At 61.9% G+C, this 25,193-nt stretch carries 26 protein-coding genes and 1 pseudogene; 16 read left to right on the top strand and 11 right to left on the bottom strand.

The annotated features are described in order from the left end of the window. Window positions 1-94 precede the first annotated feature (94 nt). The 8 genes from HU722_RS18750 (at window position 95) to hpaI (ending at window position 7,386) form a co-directional block, all read left to right on the top strand. On the top strand, window positions 95-760 hold the full coding sequence (locus tag HU722_RS18750) for a fumarylacetoacetate hydrolase family protein (RefSeq protein ID WP_065875966.1): 666 nt from the start codon (window positions 95-97) through the stop codon (window positions 758-760). Continuing rightward, window positions 757-1,527, top strand: coding sequence for a fumarylacetoacetate hydrolase family protein (locus HU722_RS18755; RefSeq protein ID WP_065875965.1), 771 nt, complete (start codon window positions 757-759; stop codon window positions 1,525-1,527). The genes HU722_RS18750 and HU722_RS18755 overlap by 4 nt, the downstream gene beginning before the upstream one ends. 5 nt (window positions 1,528-1,532) lie before the next feature. After that, a complete protein-coding gene (hpaE, locus tag HU722_RS18760; protein WP_065875964.1) occupies window positions 1,533-2,993 on the top strand; it encodes a 5-carboxymethyl-2-hydroxymuconate semialdehyde dehydrogenase in 1,461 nt (486 codons plus the stop codon). Window positions 2,994-3,137: 144 nt separating this feature from the next. Continuing rightward, on the top strand, window positions 3,138-3,995 hold the full coding sequence (gene hpaD / locus HU722_RS18765; protein WP_065880940.1) for a 3,4-dihydroxyphenylacetate 2,3-dioxygenase: 858 nt from the start codon (window positions 3,138-3,140) through the stop codon (window positions 3,993-3,995). Between the two features lie 15 nt (window positions 3,996-4,010). After that, entirely contained in the window at window positions 4,011-4,403 is a 393-nt protein-coding gene (locus tag HU722_RS18770; protein WP_065875962.1) for a tautomerase family protein, read from the top strand. Between the two features lie 46 nt (window positions 4,404-4,449). Further along, window positions 4,450-5,754: an MFS transporter gene (locus HU722_RS18775; RefSeq protein WP_065890700.1), complete on the top strand. Its 1,305-nt coding sequence runs from the start codon at window positions 4,450-4,452 to the stop codon at window positions 5,752-5,754. Between the two features lie 11 nt (window positions 5,755-5,765). Next, complete coding sequence (gene hpaH / locus HU722_RS18780; protein WP_049712532.1) at window positions 5,766-6,569, top strand: 2-oxo-hept-4-ene-1,7-dioate hydratase; 804 nt, start codon at window positions 5,766-5,768, stop codon at window positions 6,567-6,569. A 16-nt stretch (window positions 6,570-6,585) separates the two neighbouring features. Then, window positions 6,586-7,386 (top strand): 4-hydroxy-2-oxoheptanedioate aldolase, encoded by an 801-nt coding sequence (gene hpaI, locus HU722_RS18785; RefSeq protein WP_065875960.1) that lies wholly within the window; start codon window positions 6,586-6,588, stop codon window positions 7,384-7,386. 63 nt (window positions 7,387-7,449) lie between these two features. Here hpaI and hpaR read toward each other — a convergent pair whose 3' ends face one another. Next, window positions 7,450-7,878, bottom strand: a complete 429-nt coding sequence (gene hpaR, locus HU722_RS18790) for a homoprotocatechuate degradation operon regulator HpaR (RefSeq protein WP_065875959.1) — start codon at window positions 7,876-7,878, stop codon at window positions 7,450-7,452. Between the two features lie 207 nt (window positions 7,879-8,085). On the opposite strand from hpaR, the gene HU722_RS18795 reads away from it, so the two are divergent. The 5 genes from HU722_RS18795 to HU722_RS18815 are packed head-to-tail and all read left to right on the top strand — an operon-like array spanning window position 8,086 to window position 12,155. Next, window positions 8,086-9,384 (top strand): NAD(P)/FAD-dependent oxidoreductase, encoded by a 1,299-nt coding sequence (locus tag HU722_RS18795; RefSeq protein ID WP_065880938.1) that lies wholly within the window; start codon window positions 8,086-8,088, stop codon window positions 9,382-9,384. Window positions 9,385-9,414: 30 nt separating this feature from the next. Next, a complete protein-coding gene (locus HU722_RS18800) occupies window positions 9,415-9,780 on the top strand; it encodes a cupin domain-containing protein (RefSeq protein WP_065875957.1) in 366 nt (121 codons plus the stop codon). Window positions 9,781-9,792: 12 nt separating this feature from the next. Then, window positions 9,793-10,614: a molybdenum cofactor biosynthesis F family protein gene (locus HU722_RS18805; protein WP_065880937.1), complete on the top strand. Its 822-nt coding sequence runs from the start codon at window positions 9,793-9,795 to the stop codon at window positions 10,612-10,614. Continuing rightward, entirely contained in the window at window positions 10,607-11,410 is an 804-nt protein-coding gene (locus HU722_RS18810; protein WP_065875955.1) for an SDR family NAD(P)-dependent oxidoreductase, read from the top strand. Before HU722_RS18805 ends, HU722_RS18810 begins: the two co-directional genes overlap by 8 nt. After that, entirely contained in the window at window positions 11,400-12,155 is a 756-nt protein-coding gene (locus HU722_RS18815) for an SDR family oxidoreductase (protein WP_065890699.1), read from the top strand. Before HU722_RS18810 ends, HU722_RS18815 begins: the two co-directional genes overlap by 11 nt. 18 nt (window positions 12,156-12,173) lie before the next feature. Here the strand turns inward: HU722_RS18815 and feaR are convergent, their stop codons facing one another. From feaR to HU722_RS18830, 3 genes are all read right to left on the bottom strand, one after another. Beyond that, window positions 12,174-13,115, bottom strand: a complete 942-nt coding sequence (gene feaR, locus HU722_RS18820) for a transcriptional regulator FeaR (protein WP_065875953.1) — start codon at window positions 13,113-13,115, stop codon at window positions 12,174-12,176. A 113-nt stretch (window positions 13,116-13,228) separates the two neighbouring features. Continuing rightward, window positions 13,229-13,792: a DUF3156 family protein gene (locus HU722_RS18825; protein WP_065875952.1), complete on the bottom strand. Its 564-nt coding sequence runs from the start codon at window positions 13,790-13,792 to the stop codon at window positions 13,229-13,231. Then, window positions 13,758-15,257, bottom strand: a complete 1,500-nt coding sequence (locus tag HU722_RS18830) for an APC family permease (RefSeq protein ID WP_065875951.1) — start codon at window positions 15,255-15,257, stop codon at window positions 13,758-13,760. The genes HU722_RS18825 and HU722_RS18830 overlap by 35 nt, the downstream gene beginning before the upstream one ends. A 217-nt stretch (window positions 15,258-15,474) precedes the next feature. Between HU722_RS18830 and HU722_RS18835 the strand changes: the two genes are divergently transcribed. Beyond that, entirely contained in the window at window positions 15,475-16,797 is a 1,323-nt protein-coding gene (locus tag HU722_RS18835; RefSeq protein WP_065890698.1) for an alginate export family protein, read from the top strand. 32 nt (window positions 16,798-16,829) lie between these two features. On the opposite strand, the pseudogene HU722_RS18840 reads toward HU722_RS18835, so the two are convergent. Together HU722_RS18840 and HU722_RS18845 are read right to left on the bottom strand one after the other, a co-directional pair. Further along, window positions 16,830-17,309 (bottom strand): annotated as a pseudogene (locus HU722_RS18840) (flavin reductase family protein); the annotation flags it as partial. Between the two features lie 57 nt (window positions 17,310-17,366). Beyond that, window positions 17,367-18,536: a p-hydroxyphenylacetate 3-hydroxylase oxygenase component gene (locus tag HU722_RS18845; protein WP_065875948.1), complete on the bottom strand. Its 1,170-nt coding sequence runs from the start codon at window positions 18,534-18,536 to the stop codon at window positions 17,367-17,369. A 232-nt stretch (window positions 18,537-18,768) separates the two neighbouring features. Here HU722_RS18845 and HU722_RS18850 point away from each other — a divergent pair, with 232 nt between their 5' ends. Then, entirely contained in the window at window positions 18,769-20,256 is a 1,488-nt protein-coding gene (locus HU722_RS18850) for an aldehyde dehydrogenase family protein (protein WP_065875947.1), read from the top strand. A gap of 41 nt (window positions 20,257-20,297) precedes the next feature. Here HU722_RS18850 and HU722_RS18855 read toward each other — a convergent pair whose 3' ends face one another. Further along, entirely contained in the window at window positions 20,298-20,702 is a 405-nt protein-coding gene (locus HU722_RS18855; protein WP_065875946.1) for a RidA family protein, read from the bottom strand. Window positions 20,703-21,027: 325 nt separating this feature from the next. Between HU722_RS18855 and HU722_RS18860 the strand changes: the two genes are divergently transcribed. Continuing rightward, on the top strand, window positions 21,028-21,486 hold the full coding sequence (locus tag HU722_RS18860) for an REP-associated tyrosine transposase (protein ID WP_065875945.1): 459 nt from the start codon (window positions 21,028-21,030) through the stop codon (window positions 21,484-21,486). Between the two features lie 218 nt (window positions 21,487-21,704). On the opposite strand, the gene HU722_RS18865 is transcribed toward HU722_RS18860, so the two are convergent. The 4 genes from HU722_RS18865 to HU722_RS18880 all read right to left on the bottom strand — a co-directional run bounded on the left by HU722_RS18865 (window position 21,705) and on the right by HU722_RS18880 (window position 25,161). Further along, on the bottom strand, window positions 21,705-22,637 hold the full coding sequence (locus tag HU722_RS18865; protein ID WP_065890696.1) for a pyridoxamine 5'-phosphate oxidase family protein: 933 nt from the start codon (window positions 22,635-22,637) through the stop codon (window positions 21,705-21,707). An 80-nt stretch (window positions 22,638-22,717) separates the two neighbouring features. Then, window positions 22,718-23,602, bottom strand: coding sequence for a LysR family transcriptional regulator (locus HU722_RS18870; RefSeq protein ID WP_065880932.1), 885 nt, complete (start codon window positions 23,600-23,602; stop codon window positions 22,718-22,720). After that, entirely contained in the window at window positions 23,602-24,522 is a 921-nt protein-coding gene (locus HU722_RS18875; RefSeq protein WP_065875942.1) for a LysR family transcriptional regulator, read from the bottom strand. Before HU722_RS18875 ends, HU722_RS18870 begins: the two co-directional genes overlap by 1 nt. Window positions 24,523-24,540: 18 nt before the next feature. Further along, window positions 24,541-25,161: a glutathione S-transferase family protein gene (locus HU722_RS18880; protein WP_065875941.1), complete on the bottom strand. Its 621-nt coding sequence runs from the start codon at window positions 25,159-25,161 to the stop codon at window positions 24,541-24,543. Between the last annotated feature and the right edge of the window lie 32 nt (window positions 25,162-25,193).

The raw sequence follows: 25,193 nt of genomic DNA on the forward strand, positions 1-25,193 counted from the left end.
TTTTGCCACGCTTGACGGTAGTTAACATATTAATTATAACGTTAACAACTTAACGAACTGCCTATGCAGCAGTCGCCACCGTCAGGAGAAACGCATGAGCCGTACCCTGCATGATGTTGCCAGCGGCACCCTGTTCGGCGTTGCGCTGAACTACCGGGGCCTGCTGGACCAGCATCTCGCCGCCTTCCAGCAGGCGCCCTACCAGAAGCCGCCGACCAAGCCCGTGCTGTTTATCAAAACCCCGAATACGCGCAACGGGCACAACGCCGTGGTGCTGCATCCACAGGGTGAACGCCTGCAACCCGGCCCCGCCCTGGGTGTGGTGATCGGCCAGCGTGCGAGCCGCGTCAGCCTGGAAAATGCCATGGCTCATGTGGCGGGCTACGTGGTGGTCAACGAGTTCAGCCTGCCGGAAGACAGCTACTACCGCCCCGCCGTCAAAGCCAAATGCCGCGATGGCTTTTGCGTCCTCGGGCCACACCTTGTCCCGCGGGATCAGATTGCCAACCCAAACAAGCTGAGCCTCAAACTGTCGGTCAACGGCGAACTGCGCCAGGAAAACTCCACCGCCAATTGGGTCCGCGATATCCCGCAATTGATCGCCGAGATCAGCGAATTCATGACCCTGCATCCCGGCGATGTGCTGATCACAGGCACCCCTGAAGGCCGCGTGGATGTGCTGCCTGGCGACAAGGTTGAGGTCGAGATCAGCGGCGTGGGCCGCCTTTTTAGCCATATTCAAGCGGAGACTCAAGCATGAAACACGCCCGCATCCGCTTTGAAGATAATGTCCACGCTGTGCAGGTCGAGGCCGATAACGCCGTGCGCCTGAGCGATGGTCGCCTGCTCGCCGAGGATCAGGTGGAATGGCTGCCACCGGCCACCGGCACCATGTTCGCCCTCGGTTTGAACTACGCCGACCACGCCGCCGAGCTGGCCTTCACCCCACCCACGGAACCGCTGGCCTTTATCAAGTCCGTCGGCACCTACACCGGCCACCGCCAACTCACCTGGCGCCCGGACAACGTCGCCTACATGCACTACGAGTGCGAGCTCGTGGCAGTGATCGGCAAGGTCGCACGCAACGTCAAGCGCGCCGGCGCCCTGGATTACCTGGCCGGCTATACGGTGTGCAACGACTACGCGATCCGCGACTACCTGGAAAACTACTACCGCCCCAACCTGCGCGTAAAAAACCGCGACGCCACCACCCCGGTCGGCCCGTGGATCGTCGATGTCGCAGACGTACCCGACCCGAGCAACCTGAAGCTGCGCACGTGGATCAACGGTGAACTGCGCCAGGAAGGCAGCACCCGCGACATGATTTTCGATATCCCCTACCTCATCGAATACCTGTCCAGCTTCATGACTCTGCAACCCGGCGACATGATCGCCACCGGCACGCCCGAGGGCCTGGCCGATGTGGTGCCCGGCGATGAAGTGGTGGTGGAAGTCGAAGGCGTGGGCCGGCTGGTCAACCGAATTGTCAGCGAGACGGAATTCTTCTCCGTCCGTAAAGAGGCGTGAGAGACATGATCAAACACTGGATCAACGGCCGTGAAGTCGAAAGCAAAGACACCTTCATCAATTACAACCCGGCCACTGGCGAGGCGATTGGTGAAGTCGCCAGCGGCGGCCCGGAGGAAGTCGCGCAAGCCGTAGCGGCAGCCAAGGCAGCGTTCCCCAAGTGGGCCAACACCCCAGCCAAGGAACGTGCACGCCTGATGCGCAAGCTCGGTGAGCTGATCGAGCAGAACGTGCCGCACCTGGCCGAACTGGAAACCCTCGACACCGGGCTGCCGATCCACCAGACCAAAAACGTATTGATTCCGCGCGCCTCGCACAACTTCGACTTCTTCGCCGAAGTCTGCACACGTATGGACGGCCACAGTTATCCGGTGGACGACCAGATGCTCAACTACACCCTGTACCAACCGGTGGGCGTGTGCGGGTTGGTGTCGCCGTGGAACGTGCCGTTCATGACCGCTACCTGGAAGACCGCGCCGTGCCTTGCCCTGGGCAATACGGCGGTGTTGAAGATGTCGGAACTGTCGCCGCTGACCGCCAATGAACTGGGGCGCCTGGCGCTAGAAGCCGGGATTCCCAACGGCGTGCTCAACGTGATCCAGGGTTATGGCGCCACGGCGGGCGATGCCCTGGTACGTCACCCGGATGTGCGCGCTATTTCCTTTACCGGCGGCACCGCCACCGGCAAGAAAATCATGCAGACCGCAGGCCTGAAAAAGTACTCCATGGAGCTGGGCGGCAAGTCGCCGGTGCTGATCTTTGAAGACGCTGATCTGGAGCGGGCCCTCGACGCGGCGCTGTTCACGATCTTTTCGCTGAACGGCGAACGTTGCACCGCCGGCAGCCGCATTTTTATCCAGGAAAGCGTCTACCCGCAGTTTGTCGCCGAATTCGCCGCCCGCGCGAAACGCCTGATCGTAGGGGACCCGCAAGACCCGAAGACCCAGGTCGGCTCGATGATCACCCAGGCGCATTACGACAAGGTCACCGGCTACATCAGGATTGGTATCGAGGAAGGTGCGACCCTGCTCGCCGGTGGCCTGGAACGGCCAGCCAACTTGCCGGCGCACTTGAGCCGCGGCCAGTTTATCCAGCCGACGGTATTTGCCGACGTGAACAACAACATGCGCATCGCTCAGGAAGAAATCTTCGGCCCGGTGGTGTGCCTCATTCCCTTCAAGGACGAGGCCGAGGCCCTGCAACTGGCCAACGACACCGAGTACGGCCTGGCCTCCTACATCTGGACCCAGGACATCGGCAAGGCCCATCGCCTGGCGCGCGGTATTGAAGCCGGCATGGTATTTATCAACAGCCAGAACGTGCGCGATTTGCGTCAGCCGTTCGGTGGGGTGAAAGGTTCAGGTACCGGTCGCGAAGGTGGCCAGTACAGCTTTGAAGTGTTTGCCGAGATCAAGAACGTGTGCATTTCCATGGGCAGTCATCACATCCCGCGTTGGGGCGTGTAATTCGGGACATGCTAGCTGTCCTGTGGGAGCCGGGCTTGCCCGCGATGCGGTGCCTCAGGAGAACGCGTCGATGCCATCGCAGGCGAGCCAGCTCCCACAGGGATCTCATTGTCATTACAAGAATAATTATTCAGGAGAATCATCATGGGCGAAGTGGTCCTGGCGGCGAAGATCTGCCACGTACCGTCGATGTACCTGTCGGAACTGCCCGGCAAGCATCACGGCTGTCGCGACGCGGCGATTGCCGGGCACAAGGAAATCGGCCGCCGCGCCCGCGAGCTGGGCGCCGACACGGCGGTGGTGTTTGACGTGCACTGGCTGGTCAACAGCGGTTATCACATCAATTGCGGCGAGCAATTCCAGGGCACCTACACCAGCAACGAGCTGCCGCATTTCATCAAGAACATGGACTACGCCTACCCCGGTTGCCCGGAACTGGGCGAGCTGATCGCCGCCGAGGCCAACCTGGCCGGCGTGCGCAGCATGGCCCATAACATCCCGAGCCTGGAGCTGGAATACGGCACGCTGGTGCCCATGCGCTACATGCACATGGGCGTGCCGGAGGATGAGAAATTCAAGGTCATTTCGATCGCCGCGTGGTGCGCCTGGCACCGCCTGGAAGACAGCTTTGCCTTCGGTGCCGCCGTACGCCGGGCGATCGAGAAGAGCGATCGCAAGGTGCTGGTGCTGGCGTCCGGCTCGCTGTCCCACCGGTTTTCGGACGACCGCGAGGCCGAGGCGAATATCCACAACTGGACCCGCGAGTTCGACAAACAGATGGACCTGCACGTGGTGGAAATGTGGAAGCAAGGCCGTTTCAAAGAGTTCTGCGCGATGCTGCCGGACTACGCCGAACACTGCTTTGGCGAAGGCAAGATGCACGACACCGCCATGCTCCTGGGCCTGCTCGGCGGGCCGGAATATGCCCAGCCGGCGGAGATCATTACGCCGCCGTTCGGCAGTTCGGGCACCGGCCAGATCAACGCGATTTTCCCGCTATAGAACTGGGAGAAACCCATGCCGCATTTTATCGCCGAGTACACCGACAACATTGAACAGCAGGCCGACCTGCCTGGCCTGTTTGAAAAGGTTCACCGCGTGTTGGGAGACAGTGACGTGTTTCCCTTGGGCGGTATTCGCAGCCGCGGCGTGCGCCTGGACACCTGGCGCATGGCCGATGGCAAGCACGACTACGCCTTTGTGCACATGACCCTCAAGGTCGGCCATGGCCGCGACCTGGCCACGCGCCAGGCGGTGGCCGAGGCGTTGTTTGCGCTGATCACCGAACACTTCGCCCCGTTGCAGGCGCAACGCTTGCTGGCACTGTCATTCGAGATGGTCGAGTTACATCCGCAGCTCAACTACAAGCTGAACAATGTGCATGCGTTCCTGAACAACCCGGCGGGCTGAATCCCGCCGCTCCCCTCACGGCCACTCAGACAAAAAGTACAACATCATGAGCACAGCCCAATCCACTGCCAGCCGCGCGCTGGCCGAGCACGACCGCACCCATCGTTTGGTGACGTGGCGCCTGATGCCGCTGTTGCTGGTGTGTTACCTGTTCGCCCATCTGGACCGCATCAACATCGGCTTCGCCAAGATGCAGATGAGCAGCGACCTGCATTTCAGCGACACGGTCTACGGTTTCGGCGCCGGACTGTTCTTTATCGCCTACGCGCTGTTTGGCGTGCCGAGCAATATCGCACTCGACCGCGTCGGCCCCAGGCGTTGGATCGCCAGCCTGATGGTGGTGTGGGGCGTGTTGTCCACCGGCATGCTGTGGGTGGAGAGCGCGCGTGGTTTCTATGTACTGCGCTTTTTGCTGGGGGTCGCCGAGGCCGGTTTTTTCCCCGGGATCCTGGTGTTTCTCAACCGTTGGTACCCTGCGCGGCGCAGGGCCCAGGTCACGGCGTTGTTTGCGATTGCGGTACCGATGGCCGGTGTGTTGGGCGGGCCCTTGTCCGGGGCGATCCTCGAACATTTCCATAATGTGGGCGGCATGCGCGGCTGGCAGTGGATGTTCTTGATCGAAGGCCTGCCCGTGGTGTTGCTGGGGCTGGTGGTGCTCAAGTGGCTGCCGGATAGCTTTGACTCGGCGCGCTGGCTTACGCCTGAGCAGAAACAACAACTGTACGCCCAACTGCGCAGCGAAGAACAGCGCAAGACCATCACCTCGTTCGGCGGCATCCTGCGCGACCCGCAGGTGTGGTTGCTGGTGGCGGTGTATTTCGCCGTGATGCTGGCGGTCAACACGCTGGCGTTCTGGATGCCCACCCTGATCCACGGCGCCGGCATTGGCCGCGACAGCCAGGTCGGCCTGCTCAGCGCCGTGCCGTACCTGGCCGGGTGTTTCTTCATGATCGGCTGCGGGCGTTCATCCGACCGCCATCGCGAACGCCGCTGGCACCTGTGTGTGCCGCTGCTGATGGCCGCCGTCGGCATCGCCGTGGCCGGCCTGGCGCCGGGAAATCCATTGCTGGTGATGGGCGGGCTGGTGGTCGCCGGCATGGGCGCCAGTGCAGCGTTGCCGATGTTCTGGCAACTGCCGCCGGCGTTTCTGTCCAACACGACCCAAGCGGCCGGCATCGCCATGATCAGCTCGTTCGGCAGCATCGCCGCGTTCCTCGCGCCGTATCTGATCGGCTGGATGCGCGACGCCACCCATAGCGCCAGCCTGGCCCTTTACGTACTCGCCCTGTTTATCGCCCTCGGCGGCCTGCTGGTGCTGCGCACCCACGCTGCCATCGTTAACCCACACTAAGGACGCTTGCCATGCTCGACTCCCAGCAAATCCTCCAGGCCGCTGCCAACCTGGACCGCGCCGAACGCAGCCGCGAACAGGTCCGCCAGTTTTCCCTCGACTATCCGGGCATCACGATTGACGACGCCTACGCCATCCAGCGCGCCTGGGTGGCGCAGAAGATCAAGGACGGGCGTACGTTGAAGGGCCACAAGATCGGCCTCACGTCGCGGGCCATGCAAGTGTCGTCGAACATCACCGAGCCCGACTACGGGGCTCTGCTCGATGACATGTTTTTCGACGAAGGCAGCGACATTCCCTTCGAACGCTTCATCGTGCCGCGGGTGGAGGTGGAACTCGCGTTTATCCTCGGCAAACCGCTCAAGGGCCCGAACTGCACGGTGTTCGATGTGCTCGACGCGACCGAATGGGTGATCCCGGCGCTGGAAATCATTGACGCGCGCATCCAGCAGGTCGACCCGCAGACCAACGCTACCCGCAAAGTCTTCGACACCATCTCCGACAACGCCGCCAATGCCGGTGTGGTGCTGGGCGGCCGCGCCGTGCGGCCTACCGAGATCGACCTGCGCAAAGTACCCGCTGTGCTGTACCGCAATGGCGTAATCGAAGAATCTGGTGTATCGGCGGCGGTGCTGAATCACCCGGCAAAAGGCGTCGCCTGGCTGGCAAACAAGCTGGCAGCCTATGACGTGACGCTGTTGCCGGGGCAAATCATTCTTGGCGGCTCTTTCACCCGGCCGGTCGCGGCCAGGCCTGGCGACACCTTTCATGTCGACTACGACATGCTCGGCTCGATTGCCTGCCGCTTCGTCTGAACCCTGGAGGATCGTCATGGACATGCCCGTCAACCACTTCAAACAACGCCTGCACAAGGGCGAGGTACAGATCGGCCTGTGGCTCGGCCTCGCCAACGCTTACAGTGCGGAATTGGCCGCCAACGCCGGTTTCGACTGGCTGCTGATCGACGGCGAACACGCGCCCAATCACCTGCACGGCATGCTCGGCCAGTTGCAGGCGGTAGCGCCCTACCCTAGCCAGGCGTTGATTCGTCCGGTGATTGGTGACAGCGCGCTCATCAAGCAGCTGTTGGATATCGGCGCCCAGACACTGCTGGTGCCCATGGTGGAAAGCGCCGCCCAGGCCCGCGAACTGGTACGCGCCATGCGTTATCCGCCACAGGGTATTCGCGGTGTGGGCAGCGCCCTGGCCCGGGCTTCGCGCTGGAACAGCATTCCCGGTTACCTCGATCAGGCGGATGCACAGATGTGCCTGCTGGTGCAGATTGAAAACCGTGAAGGCCTGGCGAATCTGGATGAGATTGCCGCCATTGAGGGGGTGGACGGCGTGTTCATCGGCCCGGCGGATTTGAGTGCGTCGATGGGGCATCGGGGCAATCCTGGGCATCCGGAGGTGCAGGTGGCGATTGAACAGGCAATCGCGCGCATCGTGCAGTCGGGCAAGGCGGCGGGGATTCTCAGTGCTGATGAAAGCCTGGCGCGCCGTTATATCGAGCTGGGTGCGACGTTTGTGGCAGTGGGAGTGGATACCACGGTGTTGATGCGTGGGTTGCAGGCGCTGGCGGGGAAATTCAAAGGCATTCCCGAGGCCACCCCAGGAGGAGGAGTCTACTGAGATCTCCTGTGGGAGCTGGCTTGCCAGCTCCCACCTTTGGCCTGTAGTGGGCCATGCATTGATTCAGCGCTTGAGGTTGATGTTCTTCAGGTCATCCAACAGGCCCAGCAACGTCTGCAACTTCTCTTCTCCCAACTGTTCCTGCAACCGCTGGTAGTTGGCCTCCATGCAATGGCTCATCGACTCGAAACTCGCCTTGCCCTTATCGGCCAACGTCACCAACACCCGGCGCTGGTCCTGCTCGGCCTTGCGCCGATGCACCATGCCGGCGGTTTCCATGCGCACCAGCACGCCAGTCATGCTCGGCTTGAGGATGCACGCCAGTTCCGCCAGTTGGTAAATCTCCAGTTCACCGTGCTGCTCGAGGATGCGGATGATCCGCCATTGCTGCTCGGTCAGGCCGTGTTCGTTCAAGGACGGGCGGAAGAAACTCATCGCGGCTTCGCGGGCTTGCAGCAGGGTCAAGGTCAGGGACTGGCGAGGTTTGAGCATAGGAATCAGGGTCACGACGTATTTAGTTAATAATTTAACGAAACTCTAGCATTCCCTGCCAGCGAGCGCGCTATAACTTGTTGATCGCACCGCCCATGGCGCGCTGAATCAAAAGCCTGGGCACGCAGGATCAAGACTTCCATCCCGTCAGGGCCCCTAATGGAGGCATCCGCTTTAGAGCCTTCCTTCACCTTTTCAGGCTGCGCCATGATCAACATCGAAACCCCCACGTATTACACCGCCACCAAGAAATACAACCTCAGCTTCCCCACCCTGGAGCAGGACATCGACGCCGACGTCGTGGTGATCGGCGGCGGTTTCTCCGGCATCAACACGGCCCTGGAACTGGCGGAAACGGGCATCACCAATATCGTCGTGCTCGAAGCACGCTACCTGGGCTTTGGCGGCACAGGCCGCAACGGCGGCCAGATCATGGCGGGCATCGGCCATGACCTTGAGAAAATCAAGAAAGACGTCGGCGAAGACGGCCTGCGCCAGGTGTTCGAGATCAGCGACCTGGGCGCCGACATCATCAAGAACCGCATCGCCAAGTACAACATCGACGCGGACTTCTGCCACGGCTACGGCTATATGGGCTTCAATGCGCGCCAAGAGAAAACCCTGCGCGCCTGGGAAAAGGACTTCAAGTCGGTCAACAGCCAGCACGAGATCCGCTTTCTTGGCGGCTCCGACGTGCAGCAAATCATCGGCTCCAAAGCCTATAGCAGCGCCCTCCTGCACATGGGCGGCGGGCATGTGCACTCGCTGAACCTGCTATTGGGCGAAGCCACTGCGTTGGCCAGCCATGGCGTGCGGATTTTCGAGAACAGCCCGGCGCTGGAAGTCAGCTACGGCGAGCGCATCACCGTGCGCACCGGCCGTGGCTCGGTACGCGCCAGCAAGTTGCTGTGGGCCTGCGACAGCTTCCTAAACAAGCTGGAGCCGGAGCTGCACCGCTCAACCATCAACACCTACGCGTTCCAGATGATGACCGAGCCGTTGTCCGAGGAGCTTATCCAGCGCATCAGCCCGATTCGCGGCGCCTACAGCGATATTCGCCCAGTGATCGATTACTACCGCGTCACCAACGAGAACCGCCTGTTGTTCGGCGCTGCTACGCCGCTGGTGGAGCATATTCCCGGCGACCTGAAAGCCTGGAACCGCCACCTCATGCTGAAGATCTTCCCCTACCTCAAGGACGTGAAAATCGACCTGGCCTGGGGCGGCCCCATGGCGTGCAGCCCCAACCTGTTCCCGCAGATCGGCACCCTGCCGGGGCGCAGCAATGCATTTTTCGTGCAGGGTTATTCGGGCTTCGGCGTGACCCCCAGCCACATCATCTGCAAGGTTTTGGCCGAGGGCATGAGCGAAGGCTCGGCGCGCTATGACCTGATCAGCTCTATTCATCGCCCGTCCATCATCGGCAAGGACGCGATCCGCCCCTTGCTGCTGACGGCGGGTAAATCCTGGCACCAACTATCCGGTTACTGGAACGGGCGCCGTTAACCCCATTTTTTCTCACCAGGAGCAACTGCCATGACCCTTACCACCCTCAAGCACAATACCCAGCTGTCGGAACTCGACGCCTGGGGCACCGTGGCCGACCTCGGTTCCGAGATTCTCGAAGGTGAAGTCCGCGCTTTCGGCAAGATGACCTTTGGCGCACCCACCGATGCCGTCAGCAGCGCCTACTTCGGCACCACCCAAGGCAAATTCCGCATGGTCTACCCGTTCGCCGAACAGGCCACCGTGGTCACCGGTGAAGTGCTGCTGACCGACGAATCCACAGGCAAAACCACGCGCTACAAGGCCGGTGACAGCTGGTTCGTGACCAAAGGCACGCCGGTGCTGTGGGAAGTGGTCAGCGAAAGCTTCGTCAAACACTACTTCGCCGTCGTGTAAGGAGGCATTGCCATGACGAGTTCGTCCGATTGGATCACCGTGGGCGCCCTCGCCGACGGTTTTGCCCCAGAAGCGTTCATCCTGCCCAACCTCGCCGAGCTGGCAGGCCAGGCCTTCACCCTGCACTTCGCCAATGGCTGGCAGATCGAGCATCGTTTCGAGCAGGACCGCCTGGCCTGGCACGCCGCGGATGGCCACTCCAGCGGCAGCGCGGCGTACCGTGCCACCTCGATTCGCCCAGGCCTGTACCTGGTCGACTTCGTCAAGCATGAGGCCGGGCACAGCTGGTCGATCAGCCTGGTGCTGGACACCGCGCACGCCTCATTCACCGCCGTGATCGGCCGTCTGCCGGATCAGGCTGAGACCCACGAAGGCCTCTACCACCGCGCCCTCGCCGGTAAACCGCTGACCTCGGTAGAAGTCGACTTCCTGCATGGCAGCCTCGACCGCCCATGGCAGGACGGCCATTGCCTGCATGCACCGACCGATGAACTGATCGGCCTGCGCAACCTATACCGTTACAGCCCCAGCGAAGTCTACGAACACATCTATCTCAACGAACGCTTCTACGCCTGGCAATGCTTGAAGGGTGTGGAGCAAGGCTTGTGCGACACCGACCGCTGCCATTACTACAAAATCGCCGAGCAGCTGTACCTGTTCGTGTGGCAGGAGAAGATCGTGCCCACGCTCGGTTTGGTGCTGATCGACCTGCAACAACACCGCAGTGACGGCAAGATCTTCGGTTATGCGGGGGCGTCCTTTGACGCGCTGTCAAACTTCCCGATCAGCTCGTACTGCCAGGTACTCAACCGCACGGAATACCCCCGTGACTGAGCCGCGCACGGTGGTGATCACCGGGGCCGGCACGGGCATCGGTGCCGCGTGTGCTCGGCTGTATGCGCAGGAAGGCGCGCGTCTGGTGCTGATCGGCCGGCGGCGTGAGCCACTGGAGCAGGTGGCGCGGGACACCGGCGGGCTGATTTTGGTGGGTGACGCCGCCTGTCCGACTACGTGGGACGGGTTTATCCGCCAGATCCACGAGCATTACGGGCGCCTCGATGTGCTGCTGGCCTGTGCCGGCGGCCATGGCCTGGGCAGCGCAACCCAGACCAGCCCGGCCACGTGGGAAGGCGCGCTGCGCAGCAATCTGGACAGCGCGTTCTACAGTGCCCGTGCTTGCCTGCCGCTTTTGCAGGAAAGCGCCGGGAATATCGTGTTGATCGGCTCCATCGCCTCCCTCGCGGCGGGCCCTGAGGTATGCAGCTACACCACGGCCAAGCATGCGTTGCTCGGGCTTAATCGCTCGCTCGCGCGGGATTTCGGGCCGCGCGGCGTGCGGGTAAACACGGTCTGCCCGGGCTGGGTGCACACACCCATGGCCGATGCGGAGATGCAGCCGCTGATGGACGCTTATGGCGACACGTTGCAGCAGGCCTATGCGCGGGTCTGTGCCGATGTGCCGCTGCGCCGTGCCGCGCGTGCCGAAGAGATCGCCAAGGTCTGTCGATTCCTGGCCTCCAGTGAGGCATCGATCATTACCGGAGCAACGCTGGTGGCGGACGGCGGTTCAAGCATCGTCGATGTGCCAACATTGGCTTTCACGCGCCTGGAGCCCACGTATGCCGAATGATCTGGATTTCAGCGGGCGAGTGGTGCTTGTTACCGGCGGCGCCCAGGGCATTGGCCGGGGCATCGTCGAGGCGTTTGCCCTGCGTGGCGCACGGGTGGTGATCGCCGACCGTCTGCTGGCGCAGGCCCAGGACGTGGCCGCAGCGCTATCGGCGCAGGGGTATTGGGTTGAAGCCGTGGGTGTCGATCTGGCAGAGGCACAGGCTATTTTTGACTGCGTTCAAGGGCTGCCACAACTGGATATCCTGGTGCACAACGCCGGGTATTTTCCGCTGACGGCGTTTGAAGACATCACCCCGCAGATCCTGCAGCGCACGTTGGCGGTCAACCTGTCGGCGTTGTTCTGGCTGACCCAGGCTGCATTGCCGACGTTTCGCGAACAGGGTCGGGGTTGCGTGCTGGTGACGTCTTCGGTGACCGGCAACCGGGTCGGTTATCCGGGGCTCAGCCATTACGCAGCGTCCAAGGCCGGGGTCAATGGCTTTATCCGCAATGCGGCTTTGGAACTGGCAGCGTTGAATGTGCGGGTGAATGGTGTGGAGCCGGGCATGATCGCAACCCCGGCGATGGGCAACCTGGGTGACGCCGCGCTGAATGACACGATCGCCAGCCGTGTGCCCCTGGGTCGTTTGGGCGCGGCGGTGGATATCGCCGGAGCCATGTTGTTCCTGGCATCTGACCTGGCCAGCTACATCACCGGGCAGACCCTGGTGGTGGACGGTGGGTCCACCCTGCCAGAAGTCTGAAAATCGATTCAAATGTGGCTACGCACCGACCGCCTGCATCCGGCTGGAGCGGAAATCCTTGGGCGACACCTCGAATTGCTTCTTGAACGAACGGCTGAAATGCGCCGAATCGGTAAAGCCCCATTTGTAGGCAATCGAGGTGATCGACTCGCTGCGCAGGAACGGGTTGGTCAAGTCATCCGCACTGCGTTTGAGCCGCGCCCGCTGGATATAGCGGCAGACGCTGTCGTCCTGCTCTTCGAACAAGCGATACAGGTGCCGCACTGAAATATTCAGCCGATTGGCCAGGCCGATCGGGCTAAGCCCAGGCTGACTCAGCGATTCATCAATAATCTTCTGCACATAGCTGCGCAGGTTGTTGCCCTGCAACGACGCCATGCCTTCGCGGCACTCATCTCCCTGTTCCAGGGCCGAACCCAGCAACGAAACGAAGGCCGTTTGCAGCGCCTCCACTTCCCCCGCGCCGTCTTCGGTGTCGTCCTTGCACAGCTGATCCATCAGCACATGCAACATACGCCCGCAGGCTTTGGTCGAGGATATCTTGCCGAAAGCCCGTGCGTCGCCGCCCAGGTGCTTGCACACCTGCAGGCGCGACAGTGACAAGGAGGCGTGCTCGATCAGGCCGAAGGGTGTGATTTCGATGGAACCCACAGAGTCCATCAACAACATTTCGCCGGGGGCCAGTTGCAGCGTCTGGCCGTTCTGCACGATTTGCGAGTAACCGCTGCGCTGGCTCACCAGGAAACAGTCCTGGTCGTTATCGTGGTCGGCGTGGTGCGCCGGGCGTTTGATCAGCCCGGCATTGGTGCGCAGGAGGGCCACGCCGCGCGGCAAGTCTCTGATCTCGCCGATAAACAGCGAGCGGTTGAACGCCAGTTCCGTATCGAAGTGACCGCACGCGGCGCGTAGCTCGCGGTTCCAAGTGTCCAGCCCGTCGTGCGCATGCTGTGGGATGCTCATGGGGTGTCTCCGCAATGGCTTCTTTTTGTTGTTCTGGTGCAATAGTTAACATGTTATCTATATGCACGCAACAACAACCTGTTTGCCCTTTACAGAAGCACTAATGATGCCAATCAGAGGTCTGACAACACCCGTTTCAAGCCCGCCAGCGTCGCAAGCAAATGGCTGCGCTGCATAGGGCTCAGGGCAATGTAACGCCGAAAGGCCGGCAGGCGATTGACCACCTCGCTACCGCCCATGTGCTCTAGCCGCACGCACCATTGCTGGCCTTGCAGCTCGATGCGCAGGCGCTTGAAGTCCAGCGGCATCAGCGCCTGGAATAGCGCGTCGTCTGCCAGGATGCGCGCGTGCAATTCATGGCCCAACGCCTGGTTGCCGCAACGGCGGCGCACACGAATGCCATGGCGGCGAATCGCGCCGCCATGGTGCACCTCGAAGCTACCTGTGCTTCCTGCGAGAGCAGGTACGTGCAGCACAAATTCGGTCATCACCACGTGCATCAACAACTGCGACTCGGTGCGCTCGACAATCTCAAACGCCACGCCCTCCACTTCCAGCTTCGCCAGCCCGAGGTTGCGCCGCAAACGCTCCAGGGTCACCCCCGGTCGATAGCCCGCCGGGGCACGATCAGCGCGAAACAGCTCAAACAGTTTTTGCCGCAAAGTCGCCGTAGACATGGTCGGCCTGCTCCGGATAGTTGCTGAATTCCTTTGCCAACACCTCCTCCACGGAGGCCGGCTTGAAGGGGCTGACCTTCTGCACCACCAGGGTCCAGAACAACGCATACGCAGCCGTGCCGCCCAACATCACGCCAAACGGCACATAGATGTCTGCCGGGTTCATGCCCGGAGGCGTGATAAACCACATGCCCAGCAGAATGCCGATGCTCGAGACGATCTGCGGCAGCGGAAACCACGGCGAACGGTAGGCCCGTGGCAAATCCGGCCGACGAATACGCAGGCTCACCACCGAGATCGTCACCAGCAGGTAGGCGAAACTCCACGCACACACTGCCGCCAGCACCAGGTGCATGATGTTGTCGGTGTTACCGCCCAGGTACAGCGCGTGCAGGCACGGAATCAGCATCGCCACCAGGATGCACAGCAGCGGCGTCTTGAAGCGCGGGTGCAAGTAGGTAAACACCTTGGGCAGCGCGCCATCCACGGCCATGCCGTACAGAATGCGCGGCACGCCCGCCATCAAGGTATTGATAGTGGCCGCACCTGCAAATAGAAAACCAATGCCCAGCCACAACGGGCCGATATGCCCCATCACCTGCTCGGCGAACTTGGGGATGGCCATGGGCGTGTCCAGCAAGTGCACACCCGAAGCGGCGTCAAGCAGCACGTTTTCCACCTGGCGTTTCATCGCCGCACCGTAGATGAACATGCACGTGGCCACGCCCAGCAGCCCCAGCATCATTGCACGCGGCATCACCTTGGCCGATTGGCGCAGGTCCGGCGCCAGTGGCGTGACAAATTCGCAGCCGACAAACATGAACATTGCCATGCCCACCAACGACAACACGGTGATCAGGTCGGTGCCCACCAGCGACTCACCGAACCAGCCGTCCAACTGCACGGCGGGCGCGGCGATCAAGCCCAGCACGCCAAACACCATCAGGGTGGTCCACATGCCAAAGGTGAGGATGATTTCCGCGCGGCCGAACGCACTGACGCCAAACGCATTCAGCACACCGAATACGATTACAAAACCCACGCCGAGCAGCCACGAGCCGCCAGCGGATTCAGCCAGGGTATTGAGGTGTTCGAAGTTCACCAGGGCCATGACCCCGGCCAGGATAGTTTCGGCGGTTCCGGCAAATACATGCACGATCAGGTAGGCCGATAGGGTGCCGGTAATCGCGAAAAACCGCCCCATGCCGCAGTTGATGTAGTCGTACACCGAGCCAGTGGTAGGCAGGATCGACGCGGCCTCGGCGAAAGTGGTCGCTTGGGCCAGCATCATCACGACAGCAATCAACATCGCCAGGGCAAACGCGCTGCCACCGATGCCAAAGCCCATGGTGGCGGTGAGAATGACCGGACTGGCCATGATCAGGCCAATGGTGCTGGCCAACGCGGTGGGGAAACCTACCGTGCCACGGTTGAGGTGCGCGGTGAGTCGGTCGTTGATCGACATGGTGGGGTCCTCGAAGACGGTTTTTTTAATGTGTCAGTACTCTGCGCCCCACTCGAGTTAGTCGTCTTGCCCCTGTCTGCCGCCGGTTTTGTTGCTCCCTGCCATCGTGTAAAGCTTGGCGGCCTCGGTCAATTCCCTGGCACGCAGAGAAAAGACTTGGGCCCCCAGTGCTCGCCCTAATGCGCCCTCACTCTTAACCAAGCTGGGGACAATAACAATGGTGCACACACTGAAAAATCGCCGCCTGCGCCAGGCGGTCGGCCTGGGCGTTGCCCTGCTGGTGGGCCAGGTCCAGGCAGTCGAGTTATATGCCGACGCAGACACTAAGGTCACCGGCAACTTCCTCTCCGTGTACGGGATGTTCAACAGCCCGAAGAACTACGATGGACGCAGCGGTGGTTCCACCTGGCGCGAGGCCTTTATCAAGTACGGCCTGAGCGTGGAGCAAATCCTGGGCACCTTTGGCGGTGTGTACGGCACGGCCAACCTGGTGAGTTCCGGGACTTGGGGCGATGGTGATGCGTCTGGGGTCACCACGGGCAAGGAGCGCACCACCAAGTTTGACGAAGCCTTTGCCGGCTGGCGCTCCGGCGACCTGTTCCCGGTGCTGGGCAAGGATGGCGTGGACCTGTCGTTTGGCCGGCAGGTCATCACGCTGGGCGACGGTTTTATCGTCAACGATGACGGGCCCAACCTGGGCAAGGGCGTGGGAGACGGTGAATTCAACCGTGGCGGCGCCTATTACATCGCCGCACGCCATGCCTTCGACAAGACCGCCGTGGTCCGCCTGGGGGGCAAGGATGGCGTGCACGGCAGCCTGATGTGGATCAAATCTGACAACCCCGCCCAGGCCATGACCGAAATGGCCGTCGGCACCCTGGAATACAGCGCCGCGCCGGGCACCCTGGGGCTGACCTATCTTCACGGGGTCGATGTGGATGAACGCTTCGCCAGTGACGTACAACGCCAGCGCAAAGGCATGAACCTCTACAGCCTGCGCGGTGCGGGTAACGCAGGGATCGACAACGCGCATTTCGCGTTTGAACTGGCTCGCCAGGACCGCCGTGACAGCCAGGAAAACGCCGGCTACGCCGAAGCCGGCTACACCTTCGCCGACCTTCCCTGGTCACCGGACCTGACCTACCGTTACGCGCGCTATTCAAAAAACTGGGACGCGATGTTCGCCGGCTTCAACCGTGGCTACGGCACCTGGGTGCAGGGTGAAGTGACGGGCAATTACTCCGGCCCGTACAACACCAATACAGCGGTGCAACACGTGGCGTTCAAGGTCAAGCCGCTGGAGAACGTCACCCTCGGTGCGCTGTTTTTCGACTACAACACCGTCAGCACCCGTGGCCAACTGAACCTGGATGGCCGCGAGCTGGACCTGTACGTCGAGTGGGCGGTGAACGAGCACCTGATCATCACGCCGCTGCTCGGCCTCTACAAACCGAATAAGGATGCAGAGACCGGTGGCAACCAGGTCGGTGGCAACGGCACTAACGTCTACAGTCAGTTAGTGGTCGCCGTGCCGTTCTGAATCGTCTCGGGCGCGCACGGACGCAGCGCCTGGACCTCGGCATACGCCCCTTGATGGTAGAGCAGTGGCGCCCGGCCGAAGTCATCAAAGGCCACCACCTTGCCGATCATGATCCAATGATCACCACCGTCCAGCTGCTGGTATTTCTCACAATGAAACCGCGCCGAGCAATCGGCGAACACCGGTGAGCCACCCTCCCCCGGTTCATATTCGACCAGGGCAAAGCGGTCCTCACGCGGGCGCGCAAAGTTGTTGGACAGGTGCACCTGGTCTGCCGCCAGCACGTTCACCGCAAAGTGGCTGGCCTCCTCGAATACTTCGTGGCTGTTGGAGCGTTTGTCGATGCTCCACAGCACCAGCGGCGGGTCGAGGGACACCGAGTTGAAACTGTTGGCGGTCACGCCCACCTTGCGCCCGGACGCGGTGGCGGCGGTGACCACGGTCACCCCGGTGGCGAAGTTACCCAAGGCACGGCGAAACGCCCGTGGGTCGAAAACGCTGCTGTCAGACATGCAAGACTCCCAGGCGTCCTCGAACGGGCGCCCTGATTGTTGTTGAGGAAGAACGTGTCACACCATGCTTGGGTCCGGCTCCAGGCCCATCAGCTCACGGCCGAGGATCTGAGCGCAGACGTCGTAGTCGGTGTAGGCATGGGCGCCTGTCATATGGGAATCACGGAACAGGCGCTGCATTTCGTTGTGTTCAAACCAGGCATTACCGCCAGCTGCGGCGAACAACCGGTCCACAGCCTCGATGCACATTTTGGTCGCGTAAGCCTGGTTGGTGCGCCAGAACGCCAGGGTTTCGCGGCTCGGGTAACGGTGCGCGGCGCTGTGTTCGGCGTGGTCCTGCCAGGTTTTTTCCAGAAACGCGCGGGCGGCGGCCACCTGGTGGGTGGATTCGGCCAGACGCATCAATGCCGGTGTTGCAGCACCGACGGCGGCACCGGTGTAGGCGCGCACGCGAGTTTTGGTTTTTTCGCGGAACACCTCCAACATGCGTTCGGCCACGCCAAGGCTGACGGTGGAAAAACCACTGGCGAAATACGGCCGGTACGGCGCGTAGAAAATCTGGCTGTCGGGGTAAAGGCCAAAGCCTGCGGACCTGCCTTCCATCATGTCCTTGGCTTTCTGGATACGGTGCTCGGGCACCCAGGCGTTGTCGATGATCAGGGTCTTGGTGCCACTGCCTTTCATACCGGCGGCGAACCAGTCATCACGGATCTGGTAGTCGCTGCGAGGCAGCACGGCAAAACAATAATCCTGGGTGCCTTCGGCGTTCTGCCGACGGCAGCCGACAATCGCCCATTCACCATGGTCACAGCCGCTGCTCCAGCCCATTTCGCCGCTGAAATACACACCCCCCTCGCCCTCTACCACGCGCCCGAACGGCGCGATGCTGCTGCTGGCGGTGGCATCCGGGTTTTCGCCCCAGATTTCCTGCTGCAGTTCTGCCGAAAACAGGGCCAGTTGGTGGCTGTGGGTGCACAACAAGCTCATGGCCCAGGCAGTGCTGGCGCAACTGCCGGCGAGAGAAGCAATGCAGTCGGCGAACTCGGGCAGCGACAGTTCCAGGCCACCAAACGCCTTGGGTTGAAACGCGCGGTGCAGGCCGATGCTTCTGAGCAAGGCGATATTTTCATCCGGCACCTGGCGCATCTGTTCGGCCCGCGTGGCATTCGCGGCGATGGTCGGCAAGAGAGGCTTGAGGTCTTCGAGCAGCGGGTTTGGCTTTTTCATGGAGGGCCCTGCTTATTATTGGGAGTCCGGCAGGCGCTCCGGTTTGAGGAGCGGCGCCTGATGCAGGGCGAGTATCAAATGGGACACGCGGATGGGAAATGCACGTTCCGCAGGCAAGATTGTACTTTTCATAGGGTGGCAGGCACAGACATAGCGTGCGGCAGGCACAGTCAAGCGACCCTGCCCACCGTTGGTTACCCTCGGGTTTTCTCAGAACTGCCAGGAACCTGCCATGAGTGATATCCCGCTGCTGCCTCAAGTCGAAGCTTTCCTGCGTCGACCCCATGGGCTGTTTATCGATGGCGTCACCGTGCGCAGCCATTCCAGCCAGACCCTCGCCGTGACCAACCCGGCGACGGGGCAGGTGATCGCCCAAGTGGCCGATGCGGACCTGGCGGACATCGATGCGGCAGTGGATTCTGCCAACCGGGGCTTTCAGCGCTGGTCGCAAGCCGCTCCGGCGACGCGGGGCAATGTGCTGCTCAAACTCGCCGACCTGCTGGAACGCAACCGCGAAGAACTGGCGCAGATCGAGACCTGCCAGTCGGGCAAGATCATCCAGATTTCCCGCGCCTTCGAAGTCGACCAGGCCGCGCATTTCCTGCGGTATTACGCGGGCTGGGCGACCAAGCTCAGCGGCCAGACCCTTACCCCTTCGCTGCCCTCGTTCAACGGCGAGCGCTACACCGCGTTCACTCTGCGCGAACCGGTGGGCGTGGTGGTGGGCATCGTGCCGTGGAATTTTTCCACCATGATCGCCATCTGGAAACTCGCCTCGGCGTTGGTGACTGGCTGCAGCATCATCATCAAGCCCAGCGAATTCACCCCGCTGACTCTCCTGCGCATTGCCGAGCTGGCCATCGAAGCCGGGTTGCCGGCCGGCGTGCTCAACGTGCTCACCGGTGGCGGCCATGTCGGCAAAGGCCTGGTGGAACACCCCGGCACTCACAAAGTGTCGTTCACCGGTTCCGTGCCCACCGGCATCGCCGTCGGCCGCAGCGCCATGGGCGCCGGCCTGACCCGCGCAACGCTGGAACTGGGCGGCAAGAACGCCGCGGGTTTCCTGCGCGACGTGGACGTGGACAAGGCGGTGGACGGCATTATCGAAGCGGGCTTTTTGCACTCCGGGCAAATCTGCGCAGCGGCCGAACGCTTCTTCGTGCACCGCTCACAGATTGACGCAGTGCTGGAGAAACTCAAACTTCGCCTCAGTCGCCTGAACATCGGCTCGCCGCTGGACGAACACACCGAATTCGGCCCGGTCACCCACCATCAGCACCAACTCAAACTGCTCGGCTACTTCACCCAGGCCCGCGCCGAAAACAACACGATCATCCACGGCGGTACCCTCATCGACCGCCCCGGCTGCTACGTCGAGCCCACGGTGATCCTTGCCAACAGCATCAACGACACCCTGCTCAACGAAGAAACCTTCGGCCCCATCGCCACCTTCCTGCCCTACGACAGCGAAGAAGAACTGCTCGCACTGATGAACAACGGCCCTTACGGTCTCAGCGCCAGCCTGTGGACCAACGACCTCGGCAAAGCCCTGCGCATGGTGCCGGCCATCCATGCCGGCACCGTGTGGGTGAACATGCACACCTTGCTCGACCCAGCGGTGCCGTTTGGGGGCAGTCGGTCTTCGGGGGTTGGGCGAGAATTTGGCAGTGCGTTTATCGAGGATTACACCGAGCTTAAATCGGTGATGATTCGGTATTGAGCTCCCACCTTTGAGCCTCGTGTGCTCAAAAGAGTGATCGCTTAACTGAAAGGAATCACAGCCTCAGCCTCGATCTCGATCAACCATTCCGGCAATGACAACCCACTGACGATGATCCACGAAGACGGCGGTGGGTTGTGCGGGAAGCGCTCACGCAGCGCTTGGGCAATCGGCTCCTGCTGATCACGGGCGGACTCGACGATATACAGCCGCAATATCACCACATGGGATAGATCACCGCCGACCTCGGCCAGAACCTTTTCAATATTGTCGAGGGCGGTCGCGGTCTGCTCAGCGATGCCAGGGCCGACACTACGTTCCTGGGCATCCACGCCCACCTGGCCGGAAAGCAGGATGCGCCGGCCTTCCGGCACTTCGAGGGCCTGGCTGAAGCCGTATTGCAGGGAGTTGAACACGGTTGTGGGATTGATGACTTTTCGCAGCATGACGAGTCCTTGTTGTCGGTGGGAAAACAAGGCTAACGCACTGGGTTGGCGCAATCTGGTGATTCAACATCTGGCAACATTTCAACCATCATGCCCGGGACCCTTGTAGTGAGCGGGCTCGCCCCGCGCTGGGGGGCGAAGCCGCCCCAAACAAGGCAACGCAAAACTCACCTGACACACCGCGGGGATCCGTTTTGGGGCGGCTTCGCCACCCAGCGCGGGGCAAGCCCGCTCACTACAAATATTCAGTGACCAAATCGCGGAGGTTCACTGTAAATCGCGAGCTAGCGTTAATGTTCCTAAGCACTATTCCAGGAGCAACGGATTGCGCCCAAAACCTCAAACACATCGCCTGCGTCACGGTCGCTACTCAGAACACGGACGTAGCTATCTCATTACCATCGTCGTTCACCACCGCCAGCGTTTGTTCGCCGACCTGTTCCTGGGTCGCCTGCTGGTTGCCGAGTTCCGACAAGTTCATGAACTTGGGTTGGTCGATTCCACGGCATGGGTAATTATGCCTGACCATATTCATTGGCTGTTTGAGTTGAAACAGCAGACGTTGGCCGACGTTGTCCGGCGCATCAAGTCACGCAGTACGCTGACGATTAACAGGCGTCGCAGAAGCAAGGAACGCGTCTGGCAACCTGGTTATTACGATAGGGCTGTGCGTGTAGAGGATGATATTCGTACGATGGCGCGCTACATCGTGGCTAACCCGTTGCGAGCAGGCCTGGTTGAGCGGGTAGGCGATTACTCACTGTGGGATGCTGCCTGGCTCTGACAGCGCATGTAGTGAGCGGGCTTGCCCCGCGCTGGGTGGCGAAGCCGCCCTAACCCAGGCGCCGCAAGATTCACTGACACACTGCGGCGATCCGGTTTGGGGCGGCTTCGCCACCCAGCGCGGGGCAAGCCCGCTCACTACAGGGGCGGCGCGCCGATGGGAAATCATCGAGATGAGCAATCAGTTGTTCCCCAACGCGACCTACTCCACAACCCCGCCTACCAGCGCCCCATCGCCAGACTGAACGGCGAAAATTCCGCGAACTGCCACCTCAGCGCCAACGCCGCCTGGCGGCGGACCACGTGTTCGACGGTCACTGTCCACAAGCGCTGGGCGCCTTCAAACAAGGCCACTTGCGGGCCGTCGAGGATCAGCGAAGTCCGCCCGGCAACCTGCAACACATCCCCCGAGGCAAAATCGAAAAACAGCAACCCCGCCACCGGGTTCCTCTGCAAGTTGCCCAGGGTGTTGAAGAACAGGTTGCCGGCGAAGTCGGGGATGGTCAGTACGTTGCCTTCAACCCGCACAAAGCCGGTGTTACCGCCGCGATGGGAGACGTCCACCGAGCGTTGGCCGTCCAGGTCCACGTAGCTGGCGACGAAAAACGTGTCGGCGTCGCGGATCATCGTGTGTGCCGCGTCGTCCAGGTCATTGAAGCGTTCCACCTGCGTGCCGGGCTTGCGCGCGATGGAATCGACCGGCCGCCGTTGGATGTACTTGGGGCAATTGCCGAAGGTGTGCACCACGTCGACCGAAAAACCCTCGTGATCGAGCCTGCTGATTCGCCCATTCATGCGGTTGCGACGGCGGGTGCTGAGGTCGATGCCCAGCACGCCCACCGACGCGCCGTTGAGCAAGGCGTTACGGGCCGGATCGCCCGCAGACGGCAGGCTGTCGATCTGCAAGGTCTGTGGGTCTGGCGAGTGGGCAAAGCCCGGCGCCCCTTCCACCATCGTCGCCCAGGGAATGCCCTGTTCGTCCACCGCGCCCAGCATCAGGTAAGGCAACAAGGGATAGAAATCCCGATGCTGCTCCGGCAGGTGATCACGAATCACCTTGGGCCCGATCACGGCCATGCGTTCGGCCACGCCAACCGCAGCTTGCATCTGCCGTTCGCCAGCATGCCAGGGACTTTGTTCGATCAGGTTCATTGGCGAGCACCTCATGTTGGATACCTCGATGCTGCGCCCTGCCAGCCACCGAGGGAATAACCACGCCGGGCAATCCACTATTACGCCAGCTGAAAGGCTGGATGCTCGCGCAGCGCTGTCACGCAGTGATCGACAAAACTGCGCACACGCATCGGTGCATTGCGGCCTTCGCGATACACCACGTGCACGGGCAGCGGCGGCGGTTCGTAGCCCGGCAACACCTGCCGCAGGTGACCCTTGAGCAGATGCTCGTGAACCGGATAGCTCAGGCAGCGAATCAGCCCCGCCCCATGCACGGCCGCATTGATCGTGCCCTGCACCGTGGCGCAGCTCAGGCGCGCGCGGGTCTTGAGCTGATAGCCATGGAAATCCCAATACACCTGAGCGGCGCTGGCAATCAGCCGATGTTGCTTGAGGTCATCCGGGTGCAGGGGTTCGCCGTGGGCCACAAGGTAATCGGGACTGGCGCAAAGGATATGCCGCACCCGCCCCACCGGCCGTGCAATCAACGATGAGCTGGGCAGTTCGCCGACGAGGATCGCCACATCCAGTCCCTCTTCATGCAGGTTCGGGTAATAGTCATGGTAATGAGCGACGACGCGCACCTCAGGGTAGCGGTCCATGTAGTCGGCCAACACCGGCGCCATCACATAGCGGCTGAACAGGAATGGCAAAAACACCCGCAGATTGCCCTCGGCCTGCACATGCAACCCTTTGGCTGACGCTTCGGCGGCGTCCACGGCGGTGATCAGGCGCACGCAGTCGGCCAGGTAGGCGCTGCCGGCGTCGGTCAGGCTAACGCCGCGCGTACTGCGCTCAAGCAACGGCACGCGCAAACGCGCTTCCAGGCGTGCAATCGCCCGCACCAGGGTCGGCCCCGACACCTGCGCATCCCGCGCTGCCGAGGCCAGGCTCGGTTGTCCGGCCAGCGCGGCGAACAGTTGCATATCGCGATAACGCTCCATCAGCTGCGCCGTTTCATCGCCGGGTTCAGGGCGGCGTCCTGGCTCAGGCGATGGCTGAGAAAGTCGACAAAGGTGTTGATCTTGGCAGGCACGCGGCCGCTTTTCTGGAACACCACCTGGATGGGCAGGGGTGCCGGTTCGAAGGCTTCCAGGACAATTTCCAGCTCCCCGGCGGCCACCGAGGCTGCGACCTGATAGGACAGCACCCGCGTCATGCCCCAGCCCAGCCTCGCCAGGTTGATCGCGGCATTGTTCGCCGAGACGACCAGGCGCGGCTCAATAGGCACCGTCAGCGGCTGATCCGCGTCGACAAAATTCCACTCGCTCACCAATTGGCTGGACGACGACGTGGCAATCTTGGCCTCACGCAAGTGCGACGGATGCCGGGGCCGCCCGTGCCGGTCGAGATAGGCCGGCGCTGCACACACCACCCGACGTACTTCGCCGACCTTGATCGCCTGTTGCCCCGGCTCGTGCAGATCGCCAATACGCACCGCCACATCGACGCCTTCGTCGGTCATGTTGACCACGCGGTCGACCAGCAAGGCGTTGATGTTGACCAAGGGAAACCGGTCGAGGTACTCCCCCAGCACCGGCGCCACATACAGCTCGCCAAATAGCACCGGCGCGGTCACCGTCAGGTGGCCACAAGGGATGGAATAACTGCCCGCCGCCGCTTCCTCGGCTTCATTAAGTTCCGCCAGGATGCGCCGACAATCTTCCAGGTAACCCTGGCCGGCTTCAGTCAGGTGCAGGCTGCGGGTGGTGCGCGCCAGCAGTTGAGTGCCGATGCGCGCCTCCATCGCGGCGATGGCCCGGGTCACGCTCGGGGGTGAGGTTTTCAGGCGGCGCGCGGCGGCGGCAAAGCCCTCCTCCTCGGCCACCGCCAGGAACACCTGCATTTCATGAAATCGATCCATCGGTGGCCCTCTTGAACGTTACTGTGACTGCAAACCTACCGCCGTGCGCGGCATGCCGACAAAGCCCGGCAACGCCTCGATGCTCGCGAGCCAGGCACGCACATGAGGGTAGTCGGCCAGCGATACATTGCCTTCCGGCGCGTGGGACACGTAGGTGTAAAAGGCGATATCGGCAATGGTCGGTTGCTCACTGGCCAGGAACCGGCTTTGGCTCAGTTGCGCTTCGATCAACGTCAGCAAAGCGTGGGATTTGGTAATGGCAGTGACAGTGTCGACCTCGGCACCAAACACGAGGGCCAGGCGTGCGGTGGCGGGCCCGGCGTGAAGTTGACCGGCGGCGGCCGAAAGCCAACGCTGCACGCGGGCCTGCCCCCGGGGGTCGCTCGGCAGCCATTTTCCGTTGCCGTATTGGGTCGCCAGGTAGACCAGGATTGCGTTGGAATCGGCCAACACAGTGCCGTTGTCATCAATCGCTGGCACTTGGCCGAAGCTGTTGACCTTGGCAATAAAGTCGGGGGCTTTGTGGGCGCCTTGCTTGAGGTCCACGAGGATGTAGTCGGTGGGCAGCCCCAGCAGGGACAGCATCAGCTCGACCCGGTGGGAGTGGCCGGACAACGGGAAACCGTAGAGTTTGATCATGAGAAGCTCCAGAAGAATGGGGTCGACGCTCT

It is taken from the genome of Pseudomonas tritici, from assembly GCF_014268275.3.
Lineage (GTDB): Bacteria > Pseudomonadota > Gammaproteobacteria > Pseudomonadales > Pseudomonadaceae > Aquipseudomonas > Aquipseudomonas tritici.